Source organism: Bacillus sp. MD-5 (assembly GCF_002201875.1).
Lineage (GTDB): Bacteria > Bacillota > Bacilli > Bacillales > Bacillaceae > Bacillus > Bacillus stercoris.
This window is the reverse complement of sequence record NZ_CP021911.1, coordinates 1,628,072-1,643,537: the sequence shown is the minus strand read 5'-3', so window position 1 is coordinate 1,643,537 and position 15,466 is coordinate 1,628,072. Positions and strand designations below refer to the sequence as shown.

17 protein-coding genes and 2 pseudogenes are annotated in these 15,466 nt (G+C 40.7%); 4 read left to right on the top strand and 15 right to left on the bottom strand.

Annotation, left to right across the window (positions count from 1 at the left end):
• Nucleotides 1-4: 4 nt before the first annotated feature.
• The 10 genes and pseudogenes from CDO84_RS08250 to CDO84_RS08205 all read right to left on the bottom strand — a co-directional run bounded on the left by CDO84_RS08250 (nt 5) and on the right by CDO84_RS08205 (nt 10,066).
• Nucleotides 5-784, bottom strand: coding sequence for an enoyl-CoA hydratase/isomerase (locus CDO84_RS08250; protein WP_082033004.1), 780 nt, complete (start codon nt 782-784; stop codon nt 5-7).
• Nucleotides 772-2,034, bottom strand: a complete 1,263-nt coding sequence (gene pksG / locus CDO84_RS08245; protein WP_040083120.1) for a polyketide biosynthesis 3-hydroxy-3-methylglutaryl-ACP synthase PksG — start codon at nt 2,032-2,034, stop codon at nt 772-774. The genes CDO84_RS08250 and pksG overlap by 13 nt, the downstream gene beginning before the upstream one ends.
• Nucleotides 2,035-3,282 carry a polyketide biosynthesis malonyl-ACP decarboxylase PksF gene (gene pksF, locus CDO84_RS08240; protein WP_040083121.1) on the bottom strand — a complete coding sequence of 416 codons (1,248 nt, stop codon included), beginning with the start codon at nt 3,280-3,282 and terminating at the stop codon, nt 2,035-2,037.
• The gene (locus CDO84_RS08235; RefSeq protein ID WP_040083122.1) at nt 3,260-3,508 is read right to left on the bottom strand and encodes an acyl carrier protein; all 249 of its coding nucleotides are present in this window, start codon (nt 3,506-3,508) and stop codon (nt 3,260-3,262) included. Before CDO84_RS08235 ends, pksF begins: the two co-directional genes overlap by 23 nt.
• 61 nt (nt 3,509-3,569) lie before the next feature.
• The gene (gene fabD, locus CDO84_RS08230; protein WP_040083123.1) at nt 3,570-5,873 is read right to left on the bottom strand and encodes an ACP S-malonyltransferase; all 2,304 of its coding nucleotides are present in this window, start codon (nt 5,871-5,873) and stop codon (nt 3,570-3,572) included.
• Nucleotides 5,870-6,844, bottom strand: coding sequence for an acyltransferase domain-containing protein (locus tag CDO84_RS08225; RefSeq protein ID WP_040083124.1), 975 nt, complete (start codon nt 6,842-6,844; stop codon nt 5,870-5,872). The genes fabD (CDO84_RS08230) and CDO84_RS08225 overlap by 4 nt, the downstream gene beginning before the upstream one ends.
• Before the next feature lie 498 nt (nt 6,845-7,342).
• Nucleotides 7,343-8,209, bottom strand: coding sequence for an ACP S-malonyltransferase (fabD, locus tag CDO84_RS08220; RefSeq protein ID WP_040083126.1), 867 nt, complete (start codon nt 8,207-8,209; stop codon nt 7,343-7,345).
• Nucleotides 8,206-8,475 (bottom strand): annotated as a pseudogene (locus tag CDO84_RS08215) (hypothetical protein). Before CDO84_RS08215 ends, fabD (CDO84_RS08220) begins: the two are co-directional and overlap by 4 nt.
• A 110-nt stretch (nt 8,476-8,585) precedes the next feature.
• Nucleotides 8,586-9,263 (bottom strand): MBL fold metallo-hydrolase, encoded by a 678-nt coding sequence (locus tag CDO84_RS08210; RefSeq protein ID WP_040083127.1) that lies wholly within the window; start codon nt 9,261-9,263, stop codon nt 8,586-8,588.
• 185 nt (nt 9,264-9,448) lie between these two features.
• A complete protein-coding gene (locus CDO84_RS08205) occupies nt 9,449-10,066 on the bottom strand; it encodes a TetR/AcrR family transcriptional regulator (RefSeq protein WP_040083129.1) in 618 nt (205 codons plus the stop codon).
• A gap of 120 nt (nt 10,067-10,186) precedes the next feature.
• Between CDO84_RS08205 and CDO84_RS08200 the strand changes: the two genes are divergently transcribed.
• From CDO84_RS08200 to CDO84_RS08190, 3 genes are all read left to right on the top strand, one after another.
• Nucleotides 10,187-10,744 (top strand): hypothetical protein, encoded by a 558-nt coding sequence (locus tag CDO84_RS08200; protein WP_040083130.1) that lies wholly within the window; start codon nt 10,187-10,189, stop codon nt 10,742-10,744.
• A 134-nt stretch (nt 10,745-10,878) separates the two neighbouring features.
• Nucleotides 10,879-11,334 (top strand): regulatory YrvL family protein, encoded by a 456-nt coding sequence (locus CDO84_RS08195; RefSeq protein WP_014664034.1) that lies wholly within the window; start codon nt 10,879-10,881, stop codon nt 11,332-11,334.
• Between the two features lie 578 nt (nt 11,335-11,912).
• Nucleotides 11,913-12,038 (top strand): YjcZ family sporulation protein, encoded by a 126-nt coding sequence (locus CDO84_RS08190; RefSeq protein WP_014664033.1) that lies wholly within the window; start codon nt 11,913-11,915, stop codon nt 12,036-12,038.
• Nucleotides 12,039-12,454: 416 nt separating this feature from the next.
• On the opposite strand, the gene CDO84_RS08185 is transcribed toward CDO84_RS08190, so the two are convergent.
• Entirely contained in the window at nt 12,455-12,919 is a 465-nt protein-coding gene (locus CDO84_RS08185; protein WP_040083132.1) for a hypothetical protein, read from the bottom strand.
• A 500-nt stretch (nt 12,920-13,419) separates the two neighbouring features.
• Here CDO84_RS08185 and CDO84_RS08180 point away from each other — a divergent pair, with 500 nt between their 5' ends.
• The gene (locus CDO84_RS08180; RefSeq protein WP_040083133.1) at nt 13,420-13,701 is read left to right on the top strand and encodes an LCI fold-containing protein; all 282 of its coding nucleotides are present in this window, start codon (nt 13,420-13,422) and stop codon (nt 13,699-13,701) included.
• A gap of 158 nt (nt 13,702-13,859) precedes the next feature.
• Here the strand turns inward: CDO84_RS08180 and CDO84_RS08175 are convergent, their stop codons facing one another.
• The 4 genes and pseudogenes from CDO84_RS08175 to CDO84_RS21820 form a co-directional block, all read right to left on the bottom strand.
• A complete protein-coding gene (locus tag CDO84_RS08175) occupies nt 13,860-14,108 on the bottom strand; it encodes a hypothetical protein (protein WP_040083134.1) in 249 nt (82 codons plus the stop codon).
• 511 nt (nt 14,109-14,619) lie between these two features.
• A pseudogene (locus CDO84_RS21555) lies at nt 14,620-14,943 on the bottom strand (VWA domain-containing protein).
• Between the two features lie 42 nt (nt 14,944-14,985).
• Nucleotides 14,986-15,183 carry an XtrA/YqaO family protein gene (locus CDO84_RS08165; RefSeq protein WP_052438160.1) on the bottom strand — a complete coding sequence of 66 codons (198 nt, stop codon included), beginning with the start codon at nt 15,181-15,183 and terminating at the stop codon, nt 14,986-14,988.
• 66 nt (nt 15,184-15,249) lie between these two features.
• A complete protein-coding gene (locus CDO84_RS21820; RefSeq protein WP_269429571.1) occupies nt 15,250-15,375 on the bottom strand; it encodes a hypothetical protein in 126 nt (41 codons plus the stop codon).
• Nucleotides 15,376-15,466 lie beyond the last annotated feature (91 nt).

Genomic DNA, 15,466 nt, shown 5'->3' with positions numbered 1-15,466 from the left:
ACGGTTACTGATCCTCCCATGGGAATTGTCCTGTTTCAACATACCTGATGATTCTCATTTGGTTTTGGGGATCAGAAAACATGTCTTGATTTGCAGTTAAAGCGGTGGCTTTCGAACGGCTGACTTGATGATCGAGTGAGCTCATAAACTGTTTATAATGTGCGATTCCTTTTTTATTCAGCCTCCGCAAACGCAATAAATGCTTTCTCAGCAGCACGTCACTTTGAGCATCAAAAGCATCTATTAACCCCCATTCACTGGCTTCCTGAACGGAAATCGGCTTTGTCATAAGTGTCATGTAATGCGCTTTCTGCCAGCCGATACGGCGGATCAAAAACGGTAAAACACAAGCAGGGTACAGGCCAAATAGCAGCTCAGAGAGACTGAATGACGCCGTCTGATCAGCAATGGCAATATCAGTGGCAGAAACGAATCCAACACCTCCTGCATTCACTTTTCCCCTGACATGAGATATCGTGACGTAAGGACCGGTCTGTAATTTCAGCCACAAATCATAGAGAGGCTCTTGAGAGCTTGCCTGTTTTCTGCCCCTTTTCATTTCCTGATAGATATCTTGAAAATCCGCTCCGAAACAAAACACCTCGGGAAGCCCCTCTAAAACGACAACTGTCACTGATGATGTTTCACATTGGTTTAACACTTGCAGGCATTCTTCTATCAGCGTGTCATTAATCGTATTATTCGCTTCAGGGCGGTGAAAGGTAATATAGCAAACCGACGCTTGAAAGCGGACCTTTATCGTTTGATAAGTCACGTGATCCACCTGTACTTCCGATGAAACTCAGAAATTTCTTCTAAAAACAAGCGCGGCTTCTCTTGAGCAGACTTCATGATGCCCGGTATCATCTCAAAGTCCAGCTTTACATTACGCGTCCCAAACCGCACCATCCCGTTCCCCTTAAACAGCAGCTCATACTCTTCCATAGAGAGCTGGTATCGGCGATCCAAATGCTTCTCAATGTCAAATGTTCGCTGACGCTCCTGGCCCTCCGGAGTTGTAATTCCGCTGTAAAACTCGGAACAGCAACCGGATCCGTAGGAAAAACAGCCAATTCGTTTAGGCGAATCAAATCTCCCTTGGTCGATCATGCTGGCCAATGCCAGAAACAAGGCTGCCCCCATAATATTTCCAACCCGTTGACAGTAATTTAAACCTGGTTTTACACGATTTAAAAAATCTGTCTCAATCTCAGCTGTTTTCATCTTCGCCACCTTACGCATCATTGTCCGGTGTGCACCTTTCACCATCCCGCCAAAGGGCGTATGGTAAGCAAGATATTGAAACGTGTCCTGATAATTGGCTCCCGGTACACGTTTTTGATATTCCAGAAAGGTCTGTTCGCAGCAATCCAGATATGACATTAAAGAGAGATCAGAATCACCCGCTTCACTGTCGGGAATGGGGCGGCACGTGTCCATGACTTCATAGCCGTAATACCCATTTGCTCCGGGATCTATTTGAAACACCTCGGGATTTTCGCCAACTAAAACGGCCACCGCTCCCGCCCCGGCGCTTGGTTCCGCATAAGACCAATCTTCGCTTAATGCGTCTCCGCCCTCTGCAATTAAAAAACGTGAAATATCACTGGCGATAACCAGTGCTTTGGCCCCCGGGGAAGTCTGGGATAATATAAAATTCACCGCCATCTGAAATCCAGCCGTTCCTGAATAACATGCCTGTTTAATCTCAAACAAACGGCAGTTGCGGTTGAGGCCTAAATGCTCGTGGATATATGTACTTAACGATTTTCCAAAGTCAATCCCGGATTCAGAGCAAGTGATTAATAATTCAATCCGGTCCTTCTCTGCTTCAGATAAAGCATCAATTATCGGCTTAGCTGCATTGACTCCGAAGGTCACGGGATCTTCATTAGGCAGTGCTACCGCTTTTTCTTTCATTAATAAGTTTTCAAATCTGGCAGTGTCTAAGCGTCTGTATTTGGCCAGCTCCATGACATCAAGGTATGCCGTTCCGCCAAAGACATTCATCGCTTCTATTCCGGCTGAAACCATTTATGATTCGCCTCCACATTTCTCAATGTTTTGTATACAAACCGCAGTGTTCATTCCACCAAACCCCATGCTTAAGCTCAGCGCATTTTTGATGCGGTATGAAATCGATTTCTCATTTACCCAATGAAAGGAATCATCGATTGGATGATCCAAATTCCGGCTCGGATGCAGGGCAGATTTTTTCATTTGCAGCAAAACAGAAATAATCTCTACGATGCCCGCCGCACTAAGCCCGTGTCCGGTTATCGATTTTGTTGCATTGATATAAGCATGGGAAAGCCCGCATGCACGGAGCGCCTTTAATTCTGTTTCATCTCCAATAAAAGAACCTGTACCATGAGGATTAATATAATCAATATCTTCTGGTGAAAGGCCGGCACGCCCCAGCGCCTTCTGGATGACATGAATCTCTCCTTCTAATGAAGGATCAGGGTTCCGATTTCCGTCCAGTTTAATTGACCAGCCAGGCAATGCTGCATAAGGTTTAACACCTCTTTGTAAAGCCGTCTCCCTTCGTTCTATTACCAATGCACCGCACGATTCTCCATAAATAAACCCGTCTCTGTTTTGATCGAAGGGCCGGCACGCTTTTTCAGGTTCATCAGCATATTTGTCCGTTCCCATAGCGCCTAAAGCCCTTAGCGCCTCACATTCCATATAAGAAAGATCCATTAAAGCACCAAGTGCTATGCAAGTATCAACTTCGCCTGACAGGACTTGCTGAATCGCATGAATGACTGCTAACTGGCCGCTGGCCGAGGCTCCTCCTACCGTATATGCCAATCCTGTGATGCCAAACTGATCTGTACATATCCCGCAAAGATCGCTATCCATGAAAGACAGGCCATACGCCGGCGAAATAAAACCAGAGCGGTCTTGATAGCTTTCATAAACCTCTAAGGTTTCTCTCTGCTGGAAATTTGACCCGCCAACTACTAGTCCGATACGTGAGGAATCTGCATCGTCCAATTCAGCCTCCTCCCAAGCCTCCGTGAGAGTTACCAATGCAGCGCGGCTGGAAAATGATGCTTTCCGCAATATTTTTTTAGAAAGCCGGTCGGGATAAGACAATGATGCGATTTCAGCTCCGATAAACCGGCTGTCTTTTTGTCTGCCTGAACGCTTCATGACATCAAAGGCATGTCTGCCGGACAGCAGCGAGGAAGCAAAGTCCTCTTTTCCTTGACCGATGGAGGCCGTGACGCCTACACCGGTCACTACGACCTCAGGCAGATTGCACTTTGTCATAAAGCACCTCAGCTAATTCACCGATGTTTTTCACTCCGGATAGCTCAATGCGAGGAATTTTTAACGATAAATCTTCTAGCACCATTGTGATAATTTCAGCTCTGTCTACAGAGTCAGCCCCTAGCTCAACTAACTGATCTTCAGGCTCAAATCTGTGTTCGTCTAATTCAGGAAGCACCTCGCAAATATTGGTGATTAATACTTCAAAGATTCTCTGTTTATCCATAACGCGCTCTCTCCTTCAATGGATCATTTTAATGATTTTTATAGGTATATTTTCATAATATTCAAACTTTTATCCTTATATTGTCTGTTTCATGCGACGGCTGATACATCGATTGCATCCGTTCATGAAGCAATACTGCCGTTTCTGTCATTAATTTTTTCGCGATTTCATCGACATGACGGTTTCGCCAATTTTCTAATTGCGATCCTTTGACCCATTGATTAAAGGCTCCCAGCGCGGGACCGCAGTGAATTTGATAATCGACCTTCGAATGTTCGCTTCCGCTGATTGCCAATTTTGAGCTGTATCTGAAGTACCATCGGAAAATCAAAGCCATTTTATGCTTCGGATTTTGTTCAGCTTTCTCAATATCTGCCGCGGGATAATGTAAGGCAATTTCCTTATATATGTCTTCTAAACTGCGTTTAAAGTATTTCTCCTCAAGCTGGGCCAGCATCTTTGCATCCAGCTCACGTATAGACCCATACCGCTGGTACAGTTCATATAACTTGTTTGCACGTGCGGGAAAGAACACGCCTTTTTTTAGCACTTGCACTTTACTGCCCGATTCAAACATATCGCCAGCAGGCGCATAGGCTGTATCTTGTACATTCATCTGCTGAAGCAAATCCTTTACTTTATCACTTGTTGCCGCCTCAACCGTACATTGATTGATTGAACCTGTTAGAATAAAATCTGCCCCAAGCATAAAAGCCGCCATCGCTGCCTCAGGTGTTCCAATCCCTCCAGCTGCACCAACTCTTATTTTTTTCCGATATTGATATTTTTTCATCATGTCATCTCTTAAAGATGTCATCGCCGGCATCAGGCTGTATGCCACACCGCCATCTGTGTGTCCGCCTGAATCAGCTTCCACACAAATATCGTCAGCCATCGGAATGCACCGCAGCAACTCTGCTTCATTCATGGTGATTTTATTTTCTCCTAAAAGCTTTTGCAGCATATTCTCAGGCGCAGGGCTCAGAAATGACTCTGCAACTTCCGGACGTGATATTTTTGCTATGAGACGATTTGAGCATATAACCTCACCATTTTCATTTCGTTTCACTCCTTTTGCGCGGTACCTTACTAATGCAGGAGTGACACTTAAAAATGCTGAAGCTTCCACAACGCTCACTTGATTCCTCAATAAAAGATCGATCATTTTTTCCTCTGATTCAGTATGTTTCATATTGTGTACCAGATTGATGCCGTAGGCTTGTCCTTTCCCTAATTCACCTTGTATAGCACGGATCGCATCTTCAACCTCATTCAGACTCAGACCGCCTGTGCCAAAGAACCCCATCATTCCCGCTCTTGAGAGCTTTACTACCATTTCTTTCGAAGCAATTCCGCGGTACATTCCTCCTGCAAGATAAGCGTATGTAAGATGATAATCCTGTTTAAATTCAGCACTTCCTAAAGATTCTGCCGTAATGCCGGCTTGAACATTGGTTTTTTCCTTTAGATGCACGTTGATCGCGAGATTCTTTTTCGGTATATATGTCAATGGTTGAGCTTCATTTTTAATCCGATGAATGAGACCGGTTAATACAGTACCAGGCCCAATCTCTTCAAACTCCATTTCTCCTCTTCCCATCAGAAAACGAATGCTGTCCGTCCATTTCACTGTGTTGTCCATTTGTTCAGATAATGTATCTTTTAACCGTTCCTGATGGTATGGCTCTGCATAGACATTGGAGATAACCGGGATCGCCAAAGGTGCAAACTGGAATGAGTCAATATATTGCTTAAAGACCTGTTTTGCTTGATTCATATATCTGGAATGAAAAGCTCCGCTCACATTTAATGGATGAACCAGCTTTACATCCTTCGTGTTTTCAAAAACAGCCCGAGCTTTTTCAATCTCTTTTTTCGGGCCGGAAATTACAATTTGCCGAGGCGTATTTTCATTTGCCACATCAATGTCATGAAGGCGGTGCTCTTCTAAAACGGCTGTAACTTGTTCCTTATTCAGGCCGATCACAGCAGCCATTCCGCCTCCTGTAATGCGTCCCATCAATTCTCCTCTTTTTTTGACAAGTCTTAATCCGGTTTCAAAATCAAATGCACCGGCAGCCAACAACGCATTGTATTCTCCTAAGCTGTGTCCTGCCGCAAAATCAGGTTTTCTTCCGGTTTCCTCCACTCGCTTCAAATAACTGAGTGCATTTACAACATATAAAGCAGGCTGCGTGTATTCAGTATGGTTTACATCCAAATAGGATTTCTCTGTACATAGCTTCTCTATTGAATAGCCCAATATTTGATCTGCTTGATCAGTCAAATGCTGATATTGTTCAAATAACCCTTGTCCCATTCCCTTTTGCTGGGAGCCTTGCCCTGGAAAGACATATGTAATCATCTTGTAAACTTCCTTTCTGGTGTACGGAAACCCTCAACCGTATTCAGATTTTTCAGCTCCTGATGAAATGGTGTTATGATTGAGCAGCAGCGGTCAGCTGAATCACCCGGAATCAGCTGTTTCACAAATGCAGCTAAGGTGCCGGATGGCCCTAAATCGATAAACTTGCATGTATGCTTGCTTTCCAAATATCGAATCGCTTCACGAAACATCATTGGTTTTCTGACCGCATTCCAAAAGAAATGATTGTCGATTACGTGAAGGCAGCTTCCCGTTAAGCTCGATACAATCGGTATGAACGGTTTTTTAAAAGATTTTGATCTTAAAAATTCTTCATAGGCACTCTCTGCCGGATCGATAAGCGAAGAATGAAAAGCATAGGATACAGGAAGCAGCTGGCAAAGAATCTGTTTCTCTTTTAAAGCCTCCATAATCTGCTTTATATGATTTTCTTCACCAGAAATGACGAAGTGCGAATCATAATTGATAGAAATAAGTTCACTATTTCTAAACAGTTGCGGATAATCTTTCAGCAATTGCGGTTTGTCAAGAATGGCCAGCATTTTACCTTTATCGCAGGAATTTTGGATGACAATAGCCTGTTCAATTATGCAATCCAGTATATCCTCTGCGTCTGACAAACCAGAAACTGCCGCTGATGCGAATTCTCCCAGGCTCGATCCCAATACGTAATCAGGATAAATTCCCCTGTCTTCCAAAACTTTATATAAGGAATACTCAACCATAAAAATAGCTGGATGGGAAAAAAGAATACGATCAAACGGATCTGACACCCGTTTATCTGGATGGTAGATTTCTTCAACAATAGATGTGCCGATTCGCCGTGCTACAATGGCATCCATTTCAAGCATCGATTGGCGAAACACGGCATTTTCCTTAAATAGTTCTTTCCCCATGTGATAGTATTGGGAACCTTGCCCGGAAAACATAAAAACAAGCGGTTCATTCATGTGTATAACCTTCTTTTTTTTATTTATGACGGCTATTTTGATTTTTCAGCTCTATATATGCTGTAAAGACACATAGCAGCGATTGAAAGAAAATAAATAAAAAAGTCTTATATGAAAAAAGTAAAGGAGATTCAACTTTGGAAGGAATGCTATTAGTGCTCTGGATGCGGTTCATTTATGAAGTGATCGTAGATGTATGTTGATATCTCAAAATTGATGTACCCTAATGACAGGATCAGCAAAGAACATTGACTCTATGATTGGTGGGTGCAGTTAAAAAGGGACCATCTAGATGTGAGAGCGATGGTTTGGAAATCTGGCTGACATAGTTCAAATGTCTAACTTTTTTCAGCCTCTTTATGTAACAGTATATAAAGTTATTCAATTAGAAACAGTGTCAAACGAACGATTGACTCTTTAAAACTTTCTACCTTAAAGGAAAGGAATTCTGTCTTTAGCTCTAATTAATGAGGTACAAGGCCATAGGAACAAACGTTTTTAACGGGGCATTGGTTCCGCTTCTTTCTTTATGCGATGTATTAACCCGGTTAAAACATTTCCTGGACCTATCTCCTCAAACTCCATATGGCCTTTATTCATTAAGTAGCTTATGCTCTCAGTCCATTTCACTGAATGATTAATTTGATCGGCCAGCGTCTGCTTCATGAATTCGGATGTATACGGTTTGGCATACACATTTGAAATAACCGGGATAGACGGGGGCGAAAAATGAAAGGCATGAAGGAACTCCTCGAATTCTTCTTTTGCTTTATTCATGTACCTGGAATGAAACGCGCCGCTTACGTTTAAGGGGAGTACCATTGTAACTTCAGTCAACGTATCAAAAAGAGATGCGGCTTTTTCAATCTCATCTTTTTTCCCTGAAATTACAATTTGATATGGGGCGTTCACATTAGCAATATCAACATCATATAAATGATGTTCTTTCAGAGCCTTTGCAACCTGCTCTTCATTTAGTCCCATAACAGCTGCCATACCGCCGTTGCTTACCAGACTCATCAGCTCGCCTCTTTTTCTGACAAGCTGTAAACCTGTCTCAAAATCAAAGGCGCCAGCTGCAAATAACGCATTGTATTCACCCAAGCTGTGCCCGGCGACAAAGTCAGGCTTAACTTCTTTTTCCTTGATTTTTTTCAAATAGCTTAGTGCGTTTACCACATATAACGCCGGCTGAGTAAATTGCGTTTTATTTAAATTGGAATAAGGATTTTCCAGGCAAAGACGTTTGATTGAATAGCCTAAGATCTCATCTGCCTGATCCGTCAGTTCTTTAAATTCATCGAATAAGCCGCTGCCCATTCCTTGTTTCTGCGAACCCTGCCCCGGAAAAACATATGTGATCATTCTCTCAAAGCCACCCTTCCGATAGTAGATGTGTTTCACTTTTGTATGTTTTTATAAAAAATAGTGATGACCGGATAAATAGTAGCATGTTCAAGTTGATGGTAACCTCTGTAAATATTATCCGTCAAGTTAATTTTTCCTACAGTTAACCCAATTGTTTTTCTGCTTCTTTCAATTGAGGAATAAAGGATCAGTAGATATAACAGAATATAAGAAAAAGGACCTGCATCACGTATAGGGCGACATATCAAGATAATGCGCTTCATTTTCTTCCTAATAAGTTTTCAAAATAAATAACACCCTCCTATGTAATCATTTTGAAAAATAAAAAGCATTTAGATATTCGAAGAAAAATAGGATAATAGATTCAAAAGGATTATTTAAAATCAAAAATGCCTTTTTGATTTTTACGGGTGCGAAATTTCACAAAGTATTCCTTCTTATCAATTTGAAAGTAAATATTATGCTGATAAAGATCCTTTATTGAATGGCCGGGCGATTTGCCAAAAGAGTGACCAGGATACACCCGTACATGGGGTGAAACCTCCGATTTTATTCTTTGAATGCTATCAAACATCTCTCCCGCAGAACTGCCATCATCCTCACATATGCCGCACCCTTCCGTAAACACCGTATCTCCGGTAAAAATACTTTCAGAAAACAAATAACACATTCCGCCGGCTGTATGCCCCGGTGTGAGAAGGCATTGTGCACTTGTGTTCCCTATGCTGATCGTCTGATGATCCTCTAGGCTAATTAAATTTCTGCATCGGAATTGATAATAATCAATTTCTTTTTTCGACATATAAACTTGAGCGTTAAACATCTTCGTCAGCGGGTCTACTAGGTTTACATGATCATAATGAGAATGTGTCAATGCGACTGCCTTTAATTCAGCTTTTAGTTCAGAAAGTGCAGTTGTTATTTTACTCAATTCCCATGAGGGATCAACAACAATTGCAGATCTGCTTACAATATCTTCAATGATATAGCAATAATTCGTCCAGCCCTGATACCTTGTTTTAATTGGATGCACCTTATAAGTAAGATTCATTTATACCATCCCTATCATGTAAAGTTCTTAAATGATGGACCGATGTTCACCCTCCATCTTTCATTCCACTTTATCAAACAGTATGATTGTTTTCCATTTTTTTCAGAGACCCTTGTTCTTTGCATATAGAAAAAGCGATTCTTTTGGAAGCATGTCCAACAAGAATCGCTTTTCGCACTAGTTCCTTAGAGATTTCGTTTTTGTGTCTCGCGTGTATCTTCCACGCAAATGGACTCTACATGCTGCATAATGACCCGCTTGATTCTGTCTTTATTCACTCGCACAGGGTCGAGCATCGCATGTAAAGCCAAGCCGTCAACAAGCGCGTAAAGCCTCTCAGCCTCAATGTTTTTATCAGCATTCTGCTTTAGTAAACCGGATTCATCTAAATAGGCAATCAGATTCCGCATGCCGCTGAAAATCCCGTCGTGATTCGCATCAAACATATCCTTTTTATGTCTGGCGTAAGCAGTAAAAGCAAACCAAACCTCCATCTCTCTTATCGTTTCTTCATTCGTTGGGACAATTTCAAGCAAAATGTGCAACACTTTTTCCTTAGGGAGCAAATCCTTCATGGCAATGTCCTTAATTCGGGCCCTCACCTTTTCTTGAACAAGTTTCATTGCAAACGCAAGCAGTTCATCCTGTGTAGTGAAATAATGGCGCAGCGCACCTAATGACAATCCTGCTTCCTTTGCAATGTTCCTGGCTGATGCTCCCTCCATCCCCCGTTCTAAAATAACGCGCCACGTCGCTTCTGCAATTTGTTTTCTTCTTTTCTCATGGTCAATTTGTTTTGGCATAGCTTTATTGTAACAAGAAAAAAATGAGAGAGCAATTTTTATAATACAGTTGTGTTACAAAAACAAAGGTGGTAACATATTATTTAAATAATACAACTGTATTGAAAAGAGGGGAATGGATTGAACGGTATCGCATGGATGATTGTTTTCTGTGAAATTGCGTTTTGGGTTGTCATTGTTTTGGGGCTTGCTGTACGCTACCTATTCAAACGACATACATTAGGACTGCTATTCCTTGCCTTAACTCCAGTTATCGATTTGATCTTATTAGCGGCAACTGGTGTGGACCTTTACCGCGGAGCCTCAGCGACCGCAGCACATGGAATTGCAGCTGTTTACATCGGTATATCGATCGCTTATGGAAAACAAATGATTCAATGGGCAGATGAAAAATTTCAATATTATGTGACAAAAAATGGCGCAAAACCTCTGAAACGTTTTGGAATGGACCATGCCAAGCACGGTGCGAAAGGCTGGCTAAGACATGTGCTGGCCTACTTAATTGGTGCGGGACTATTGGCAGGGATGATTTATTTTATCAATGACTCTGCCCGAACCGAGGCATTGAGCGGCATTCTTAAACTGTGGACTGTCATTATAGGCATTGACTTTCTCATTACAGCCAGCTATTTTATTTGGCCAAAAAAAGAGAAATCTTCGGCGAATCTCAGAAATTAACATGATGAAAAAGACCCTTCCCCAGCGGAAAGGGCCTTTTTTGGTTTTGTTAAAATATGTTATACTACTTTCGTCAGAAACAGACTTATAGATATACGGTTTGTATGAGTAAGCAGGTGAAGGGAGTGTCATCCTTGTGCCAAAAAGAACAGAACGAGCACTCTAAGGATTTTAACCTGAAATCAAAATTAATCGGAATTATATCTGTCATTTTTATCGTGGCTATTGCACTTGCAGTCATCTTCGGCGGCTTTTTCTTCGGGATGAAAGGATTATTCTCCATACTTGGCATCACATACGCTTCCAATCAAACATTAGCTTTATTTATTTTAGCCTGCTTTGCTGTAGGCGTAATCATAGACCCACTCACAAAGATAATCTCTATCATTTTGGAAAAATCACTTTCTTTGAAAAAGACTGCACTTTTTGCTTTTATACTGTATTTTATCAGCAATCTTATAACGATCTGTTTTGCAGATTACTTTATGCAGTCTATTTATATTCCAGATGTCTTGCTTGTTGTGATATCAGCTTTGATGGCTTTCATTGAACTTGCTTTTGATAACCAGCCAAATAGAGAAGCCGCTTAAAAATGCCGATGGCAGATATGGAGAATTCATAACACCTTATATTTGGACATCACCAGTTATATAAACGAAAAAAACTCCCTGCTCACACGAACAGGGAGCAAACACAATGATGTATTTTAAATTCTGCATTCTAGAATGATTCTTACATTCGGGTCATCAAGTTCATCCAAAAAGATAATGATCTTCGGACCACATGCCATGTGTTTCCACCCCCTCACCCAAAATATACATTATTTTAAATTACCTGTAAATGTAAATTTTGTTATGTAGATGGATATATCCGCGAAGTATGATGGATCACACGTTTACAACCGTTTCACACTCCAATGGATACATAAAAAGCATTGATATCGCAAAACTTCATCAGGGGTTGATGTAGAGATGTATTTTAATAAGGTTGGTTCAATCGCAACTGCTGCGGATGAAGATGAAGGTGAGGTACAACTGTTAATAGTCTGCTGAAATCCACTGGTCCACCTTTAGACAAAATATTCATTTCTTCTTTTTTAGACTTAAAACTATGTCGAAAGTTATTGTTTCGCATACCTTATTCTATCTCGACTAAAGGAGGTGACATCATGGGATTCTACGGTGGATATTCTGGTGGATACTCTGGCGGCGGATATTCAGGCGGAAGCAGCTTCGTATTGATCGTAGTGTTGTTCATCTTGTTGATCATTGTTGGTGCTTCATTCCTTTACTAATCTAAGAGTATCCAAAGTCTTTTTGACTCACCTCCCTGTACGGCAGACGCCATAAGAAGTTTTTATGGCGTTTTGCCATGTGATTGCCGAAACAAACTCTAAACTGCCACCGCACTAAAGCCGTTAACCGCCAATAGTCTATCATGAGATTTACCGGAAGCAGTTTACAGAGAATAAAAAAGCCCATCTTAAAGAGGGCTTTAATCTTTTTTATTAATGTTTAAATAACTCCATTCCATATTTTTTGATCTTCTATTTTGTATCTTGCGATAAAACATTGGTTAAGTACATCCGTTAATTTCTGCGTTCTTACTCGATCAGTGCCGCCAACTTTAACATGCTAGACTGTTTACGATGTAAACACTTTTCTACAAAAATATGCCCACACCAGAAGAGGTGTAGGCATATTTTTGTATTTAATAAGTTGAAATTGTTCCAGATCCTTCAAAATACCAATATGAACCTGATTGTTTTTTCATGACCATATAATAATTTCCTGCAGGTATATCTACTAAATCCTCATCAAAATAGGTGGTTTCACCATCTGCAACATCTATTGTAAAACTGTCGATCACTGGGTCAGTGCCCAATACATCTTTTTTAATCTCAACTAATACTGTCGTTTCGTCTTCCAATTCATATCCAGTAGCATAAATTTCTCCTGAAACATTCAAGGTTCCTGCACAAAGGGCTCTGGTTACTCCCGTGAGTCTGGCGGAAAATTCAAAGTCAAAATCGTAAGAGTCATAACACGAAGCAGCCGGGGTTACAGAATTCGCAGTCGGTTTTTCAGAGTTCAATGATGATGCATTCGCCGTTGCAAACGGACTGATCGCCAAGCAAATAAGTACGCTAAACAAAGTAAGAATCTTTTTCACCATTTTATTCCCCCCATATTGTTGCTTTGCACAATAAAAATATTAACATATTAGTAAATTAATGACAATCATATTTTTGGGCTTTATTTTCTACTAGGTTATTTGTTTTCTATTCTCGATTATAAATATATAATTGATAATGAATACGATCTTATTGGGTACAAAATCGCAAAAAGTATGACTTTATTCGCACAACCAAAAAGTGGGCTGGCGCTAGAGCCACAAGGGATATTACTTGAAGTATTCCGGCAAGATTTTCAGCTTATGAACTTGCCTGTAATCCATCACACAAATTCCTCCTCAACGCCCATGCTACAGCCGCATTTCGGGCAGCGTACATCTTGGGCGGATTTTTATATCTAATTTGTTGTAACCACACATTCAGGGTAGCTGTATTCGATCATAAAGCAAGTTCACAAATAATTAACATTTATTTACAAGGGAAATAATTACTTTCGTTGAATCCTTATGGTGTAACACAAAAATTCAAAGGAGTGTTTAAAATGAAATTGAAAAAAGTGTTAACTGGTTCTGCATTGTCCCTTGCTCTATTAGTTTCTGCTGCTCCTGCTTTTGCTGCTAATCCAGATGGTACACATTCTGAACAGACCAGTGTTGCTTCAAGTGATTTCAAAGCTAATATTTACACCAAAACAGAAACTAATGATACCGGTATCTTTATCAACTCATACACTGATGCAGATGGAATCACTTGGTACCTGAAGAAAATTACAAAAAACAACAATGGAACCTGGACAGCCTACTATGAAGGTCGTAAATATTAACATTTACAATGGGGAGCTTTGCTCCCTTTTCACGTTATTTCTTCCTCAACGCCCATGCTGTAGCCACATTTCGGGCAGCGTGCATCTGGGCGGATTTTTATATCTAATTCGTTGTGACCACATTCAGGGCAGCTGTATTCGATCATGCTGTCATCCCCCTATTCCCAGCCAACTGCGATTGCAAAGAATAAAACCAAAATCATCGCCCCAAGGAGCCAACCGTTTGTCTTATCACGCTTTACAATGATTGTTTCATCACCGATCATTTTCAGATCTTCTGACTTTGCCACGAACACCGGTATGTAATCTGGATGCACTTTCAAATATTCCGCCGCCTGCTCAACTGTCATCGCTTCATCTTTTGTGGCTTTGACTGCCCGCTGAAGTTCAACTTGTGAAGGAATCATTTTGCAGCACCTTCTTTCCCGAACGAATCCCAACCAAACGTTTAAAGAATTTTGAGCAACCGTTCAACTTTTGGTACTCTCCAAGCTGTCATAGCGTAGGTATGAACCTTTTTCGTATAGTGGTAATGATTTTGTTTTATGTGCTGTTTTGCCTCCGCTTTAGTCAGAAACATTATATTTTGATAGATGTGATGAACCTCTGTTTCTGGTATCAGATTAGCGTCACTGTCTACATATTCATGTATCCAATTTAATGAGGAAACTTACACTTTATATCTTCCATCGCTTCTGAGGACAATTTTTTATTCTCCTTAATGTCCTTTATATAACTTTCCAGTTCATATGATTCACCATCTTCAGGGATGTAAACAAAAAAGCGTTCCGCAACATCCTCTGAATTTCAAATCCATGTTAATCCCCTACAGACCAAAATTGTAGTGGAGTTTGAAAACTTCACGATCCTGTGTTTTCAGTTCATTTTGAAGCTCTTTCAAAAATTGAATAGTCTTGTTCATTTCGAATCACCCTCCGATTCATTTTGGTCAACTGTTATCGCAAAATTGCGATTGGTAATGATCTTCTCTAATGCTTGTTTATATGTTTCTATCCCCGCTTAGTTGCTGAATGTTCTTTTGAGCCTGCCGAAATTAATGTACAGTATTTCCTGTTGACGCTTGTTTTCCTCAATGATTTCCTGTTGCTTAACAGACAGTTCAGTCCGATCAATCAGAAAGTCAATATGCTCTTTGGCCATCCAATATTGATCTGTCAGCTTAGCATTTTCATAGCCTTTTAGTTTTGAAATACGCGCTTTAATTTCCTGTAATTTATCCATGTCTGTTCCTCCCTTATCGCATAGAGGACCGGCCCCTCTGCGTCACATTTTATAGCCGATCTCAAAATCAATTCTGGAGAGATTGCCTTTTGACGTTTGTACGATTGTTTTCCCGTGCTCCGGCATTTCCGTTAACTTGAATGATTTATTGTTTCCGTCAATCACAATGACGTAATTTTTGTCATTTTCAATTTGATTAAGTACCTGTTCCAGATTTTCTATATGTTTTAGACAGTTCACTGTAAACGCACTCGAAAGGTATAATAAAAGTGTTGAGTTTCTATTTTTCCATACGGGTGACGTCTATTAGATGACTGTTATCACATCCAATCGTTCATTGTCGAAAACTTGCAGCTTAGTCTGTGGTTCTTCTGTTGGGATGATTGGATGTTTTTTATATACTCCAAACGCTCCTCTTCCGTCATAATCCATGTAATGACTTCCCTATGCTGACGTAAGTCTTTATTTTCTACAGTCAAGATGACTTCAAATGTTTAAATTCATATCACTGAAAAAACACAAT

Bases quoted from the DNA above. Each gene is read 5' to 3' on its own strand.
- CDO84_RS08185 (WP_040083132.1), bottom strand. From the start codon at position 12,919: ATGGTGAAAAAGATTCTTACTTTGTTTAGCGTACTTATTTGCTTGGCG.
- fabD (WP_040083123.1), bottom strand. From the start codon at position 5,873: ATGATTACATATGTCTTTCCAGGGCAAGGCTCCCAGCAAAAGGGAATG.
- CDO84_RS08205 (WP_040083129.1), bottom strand. From the start codon at position 10,066: ATGCCAAAACAAATTGACCATGAGAAAAGAAGAAAACAAATTGCAGAA.
- pksG (WP_040083120.1), bottom strand. From the start codon at position 2,034: ATGGTTTCAGCCGGAATAGAAGCGATGAATGTCTTTGGCGGAACGGCA.
- CDO84_RS21820 (WP_269429571.1), bottom strand. From the start codon at position 15,375: ATGGATTATGACGGAAGAGGAGCGTTTGGAGTATATAAAAAACATCCA.
- CDO84_RS08225 (WP_040083124.1), bottom strand. From the start codon at position 6,844: ATGAATGAACCGCTTGTTTTTATGTTTTCCGGGCAAGGTTCCCAATAC.
- CDO84_RS08235 (WP_040083122.1), bottom strand. From the start codon at position 3,508: ATGGATAAACAGAGAATCTTTGAAGTATTAATCACCAATATTTGCGAG.
- CDO84_RS08190 (WP_014664033.1), top strand. From the start codon at position 11,913: ATGGGATTCTACGGTGGATATTCTGGTGGATACTCTGGCGGCGGATAT.
- pksF (WP_040083121.1), bottom strand. From the start codon at position 3,282: ATGACAAAGTGCAATCTGCCTGAGGTCGTAGTGACCGGTGTAGGCGTC.
- CDO84_RS08180 (WP_040083133.1), top strand. From the start codon at position 13,420: ATGAAATTGAAAAAAGTGTTAACTGGTTCTGCATTGTCCCTTGCTCTA.
- fabD (WP_040083126.1), bottom strand. From the start codon at position 8,209: ATGATCACATATGTTTTTCCGGGGCAGGGTTCGCAGAAACAAGGAATG.
- CDO84_RS08175 (WP_040083134.1), bottom strand. From the start codon at position 14,108: ATGATTCCTTCACAAGTTGAACTTCAGCGGGCAGTCAAAGCCACAAAA.
- CDO84_RS08210 (WP_040083127.1), bottom strand. From the start codon at position 9,263: ATGAATCTTACTTATAAGGTGCATCCAATTAAAACAAGGTATCAGGGC.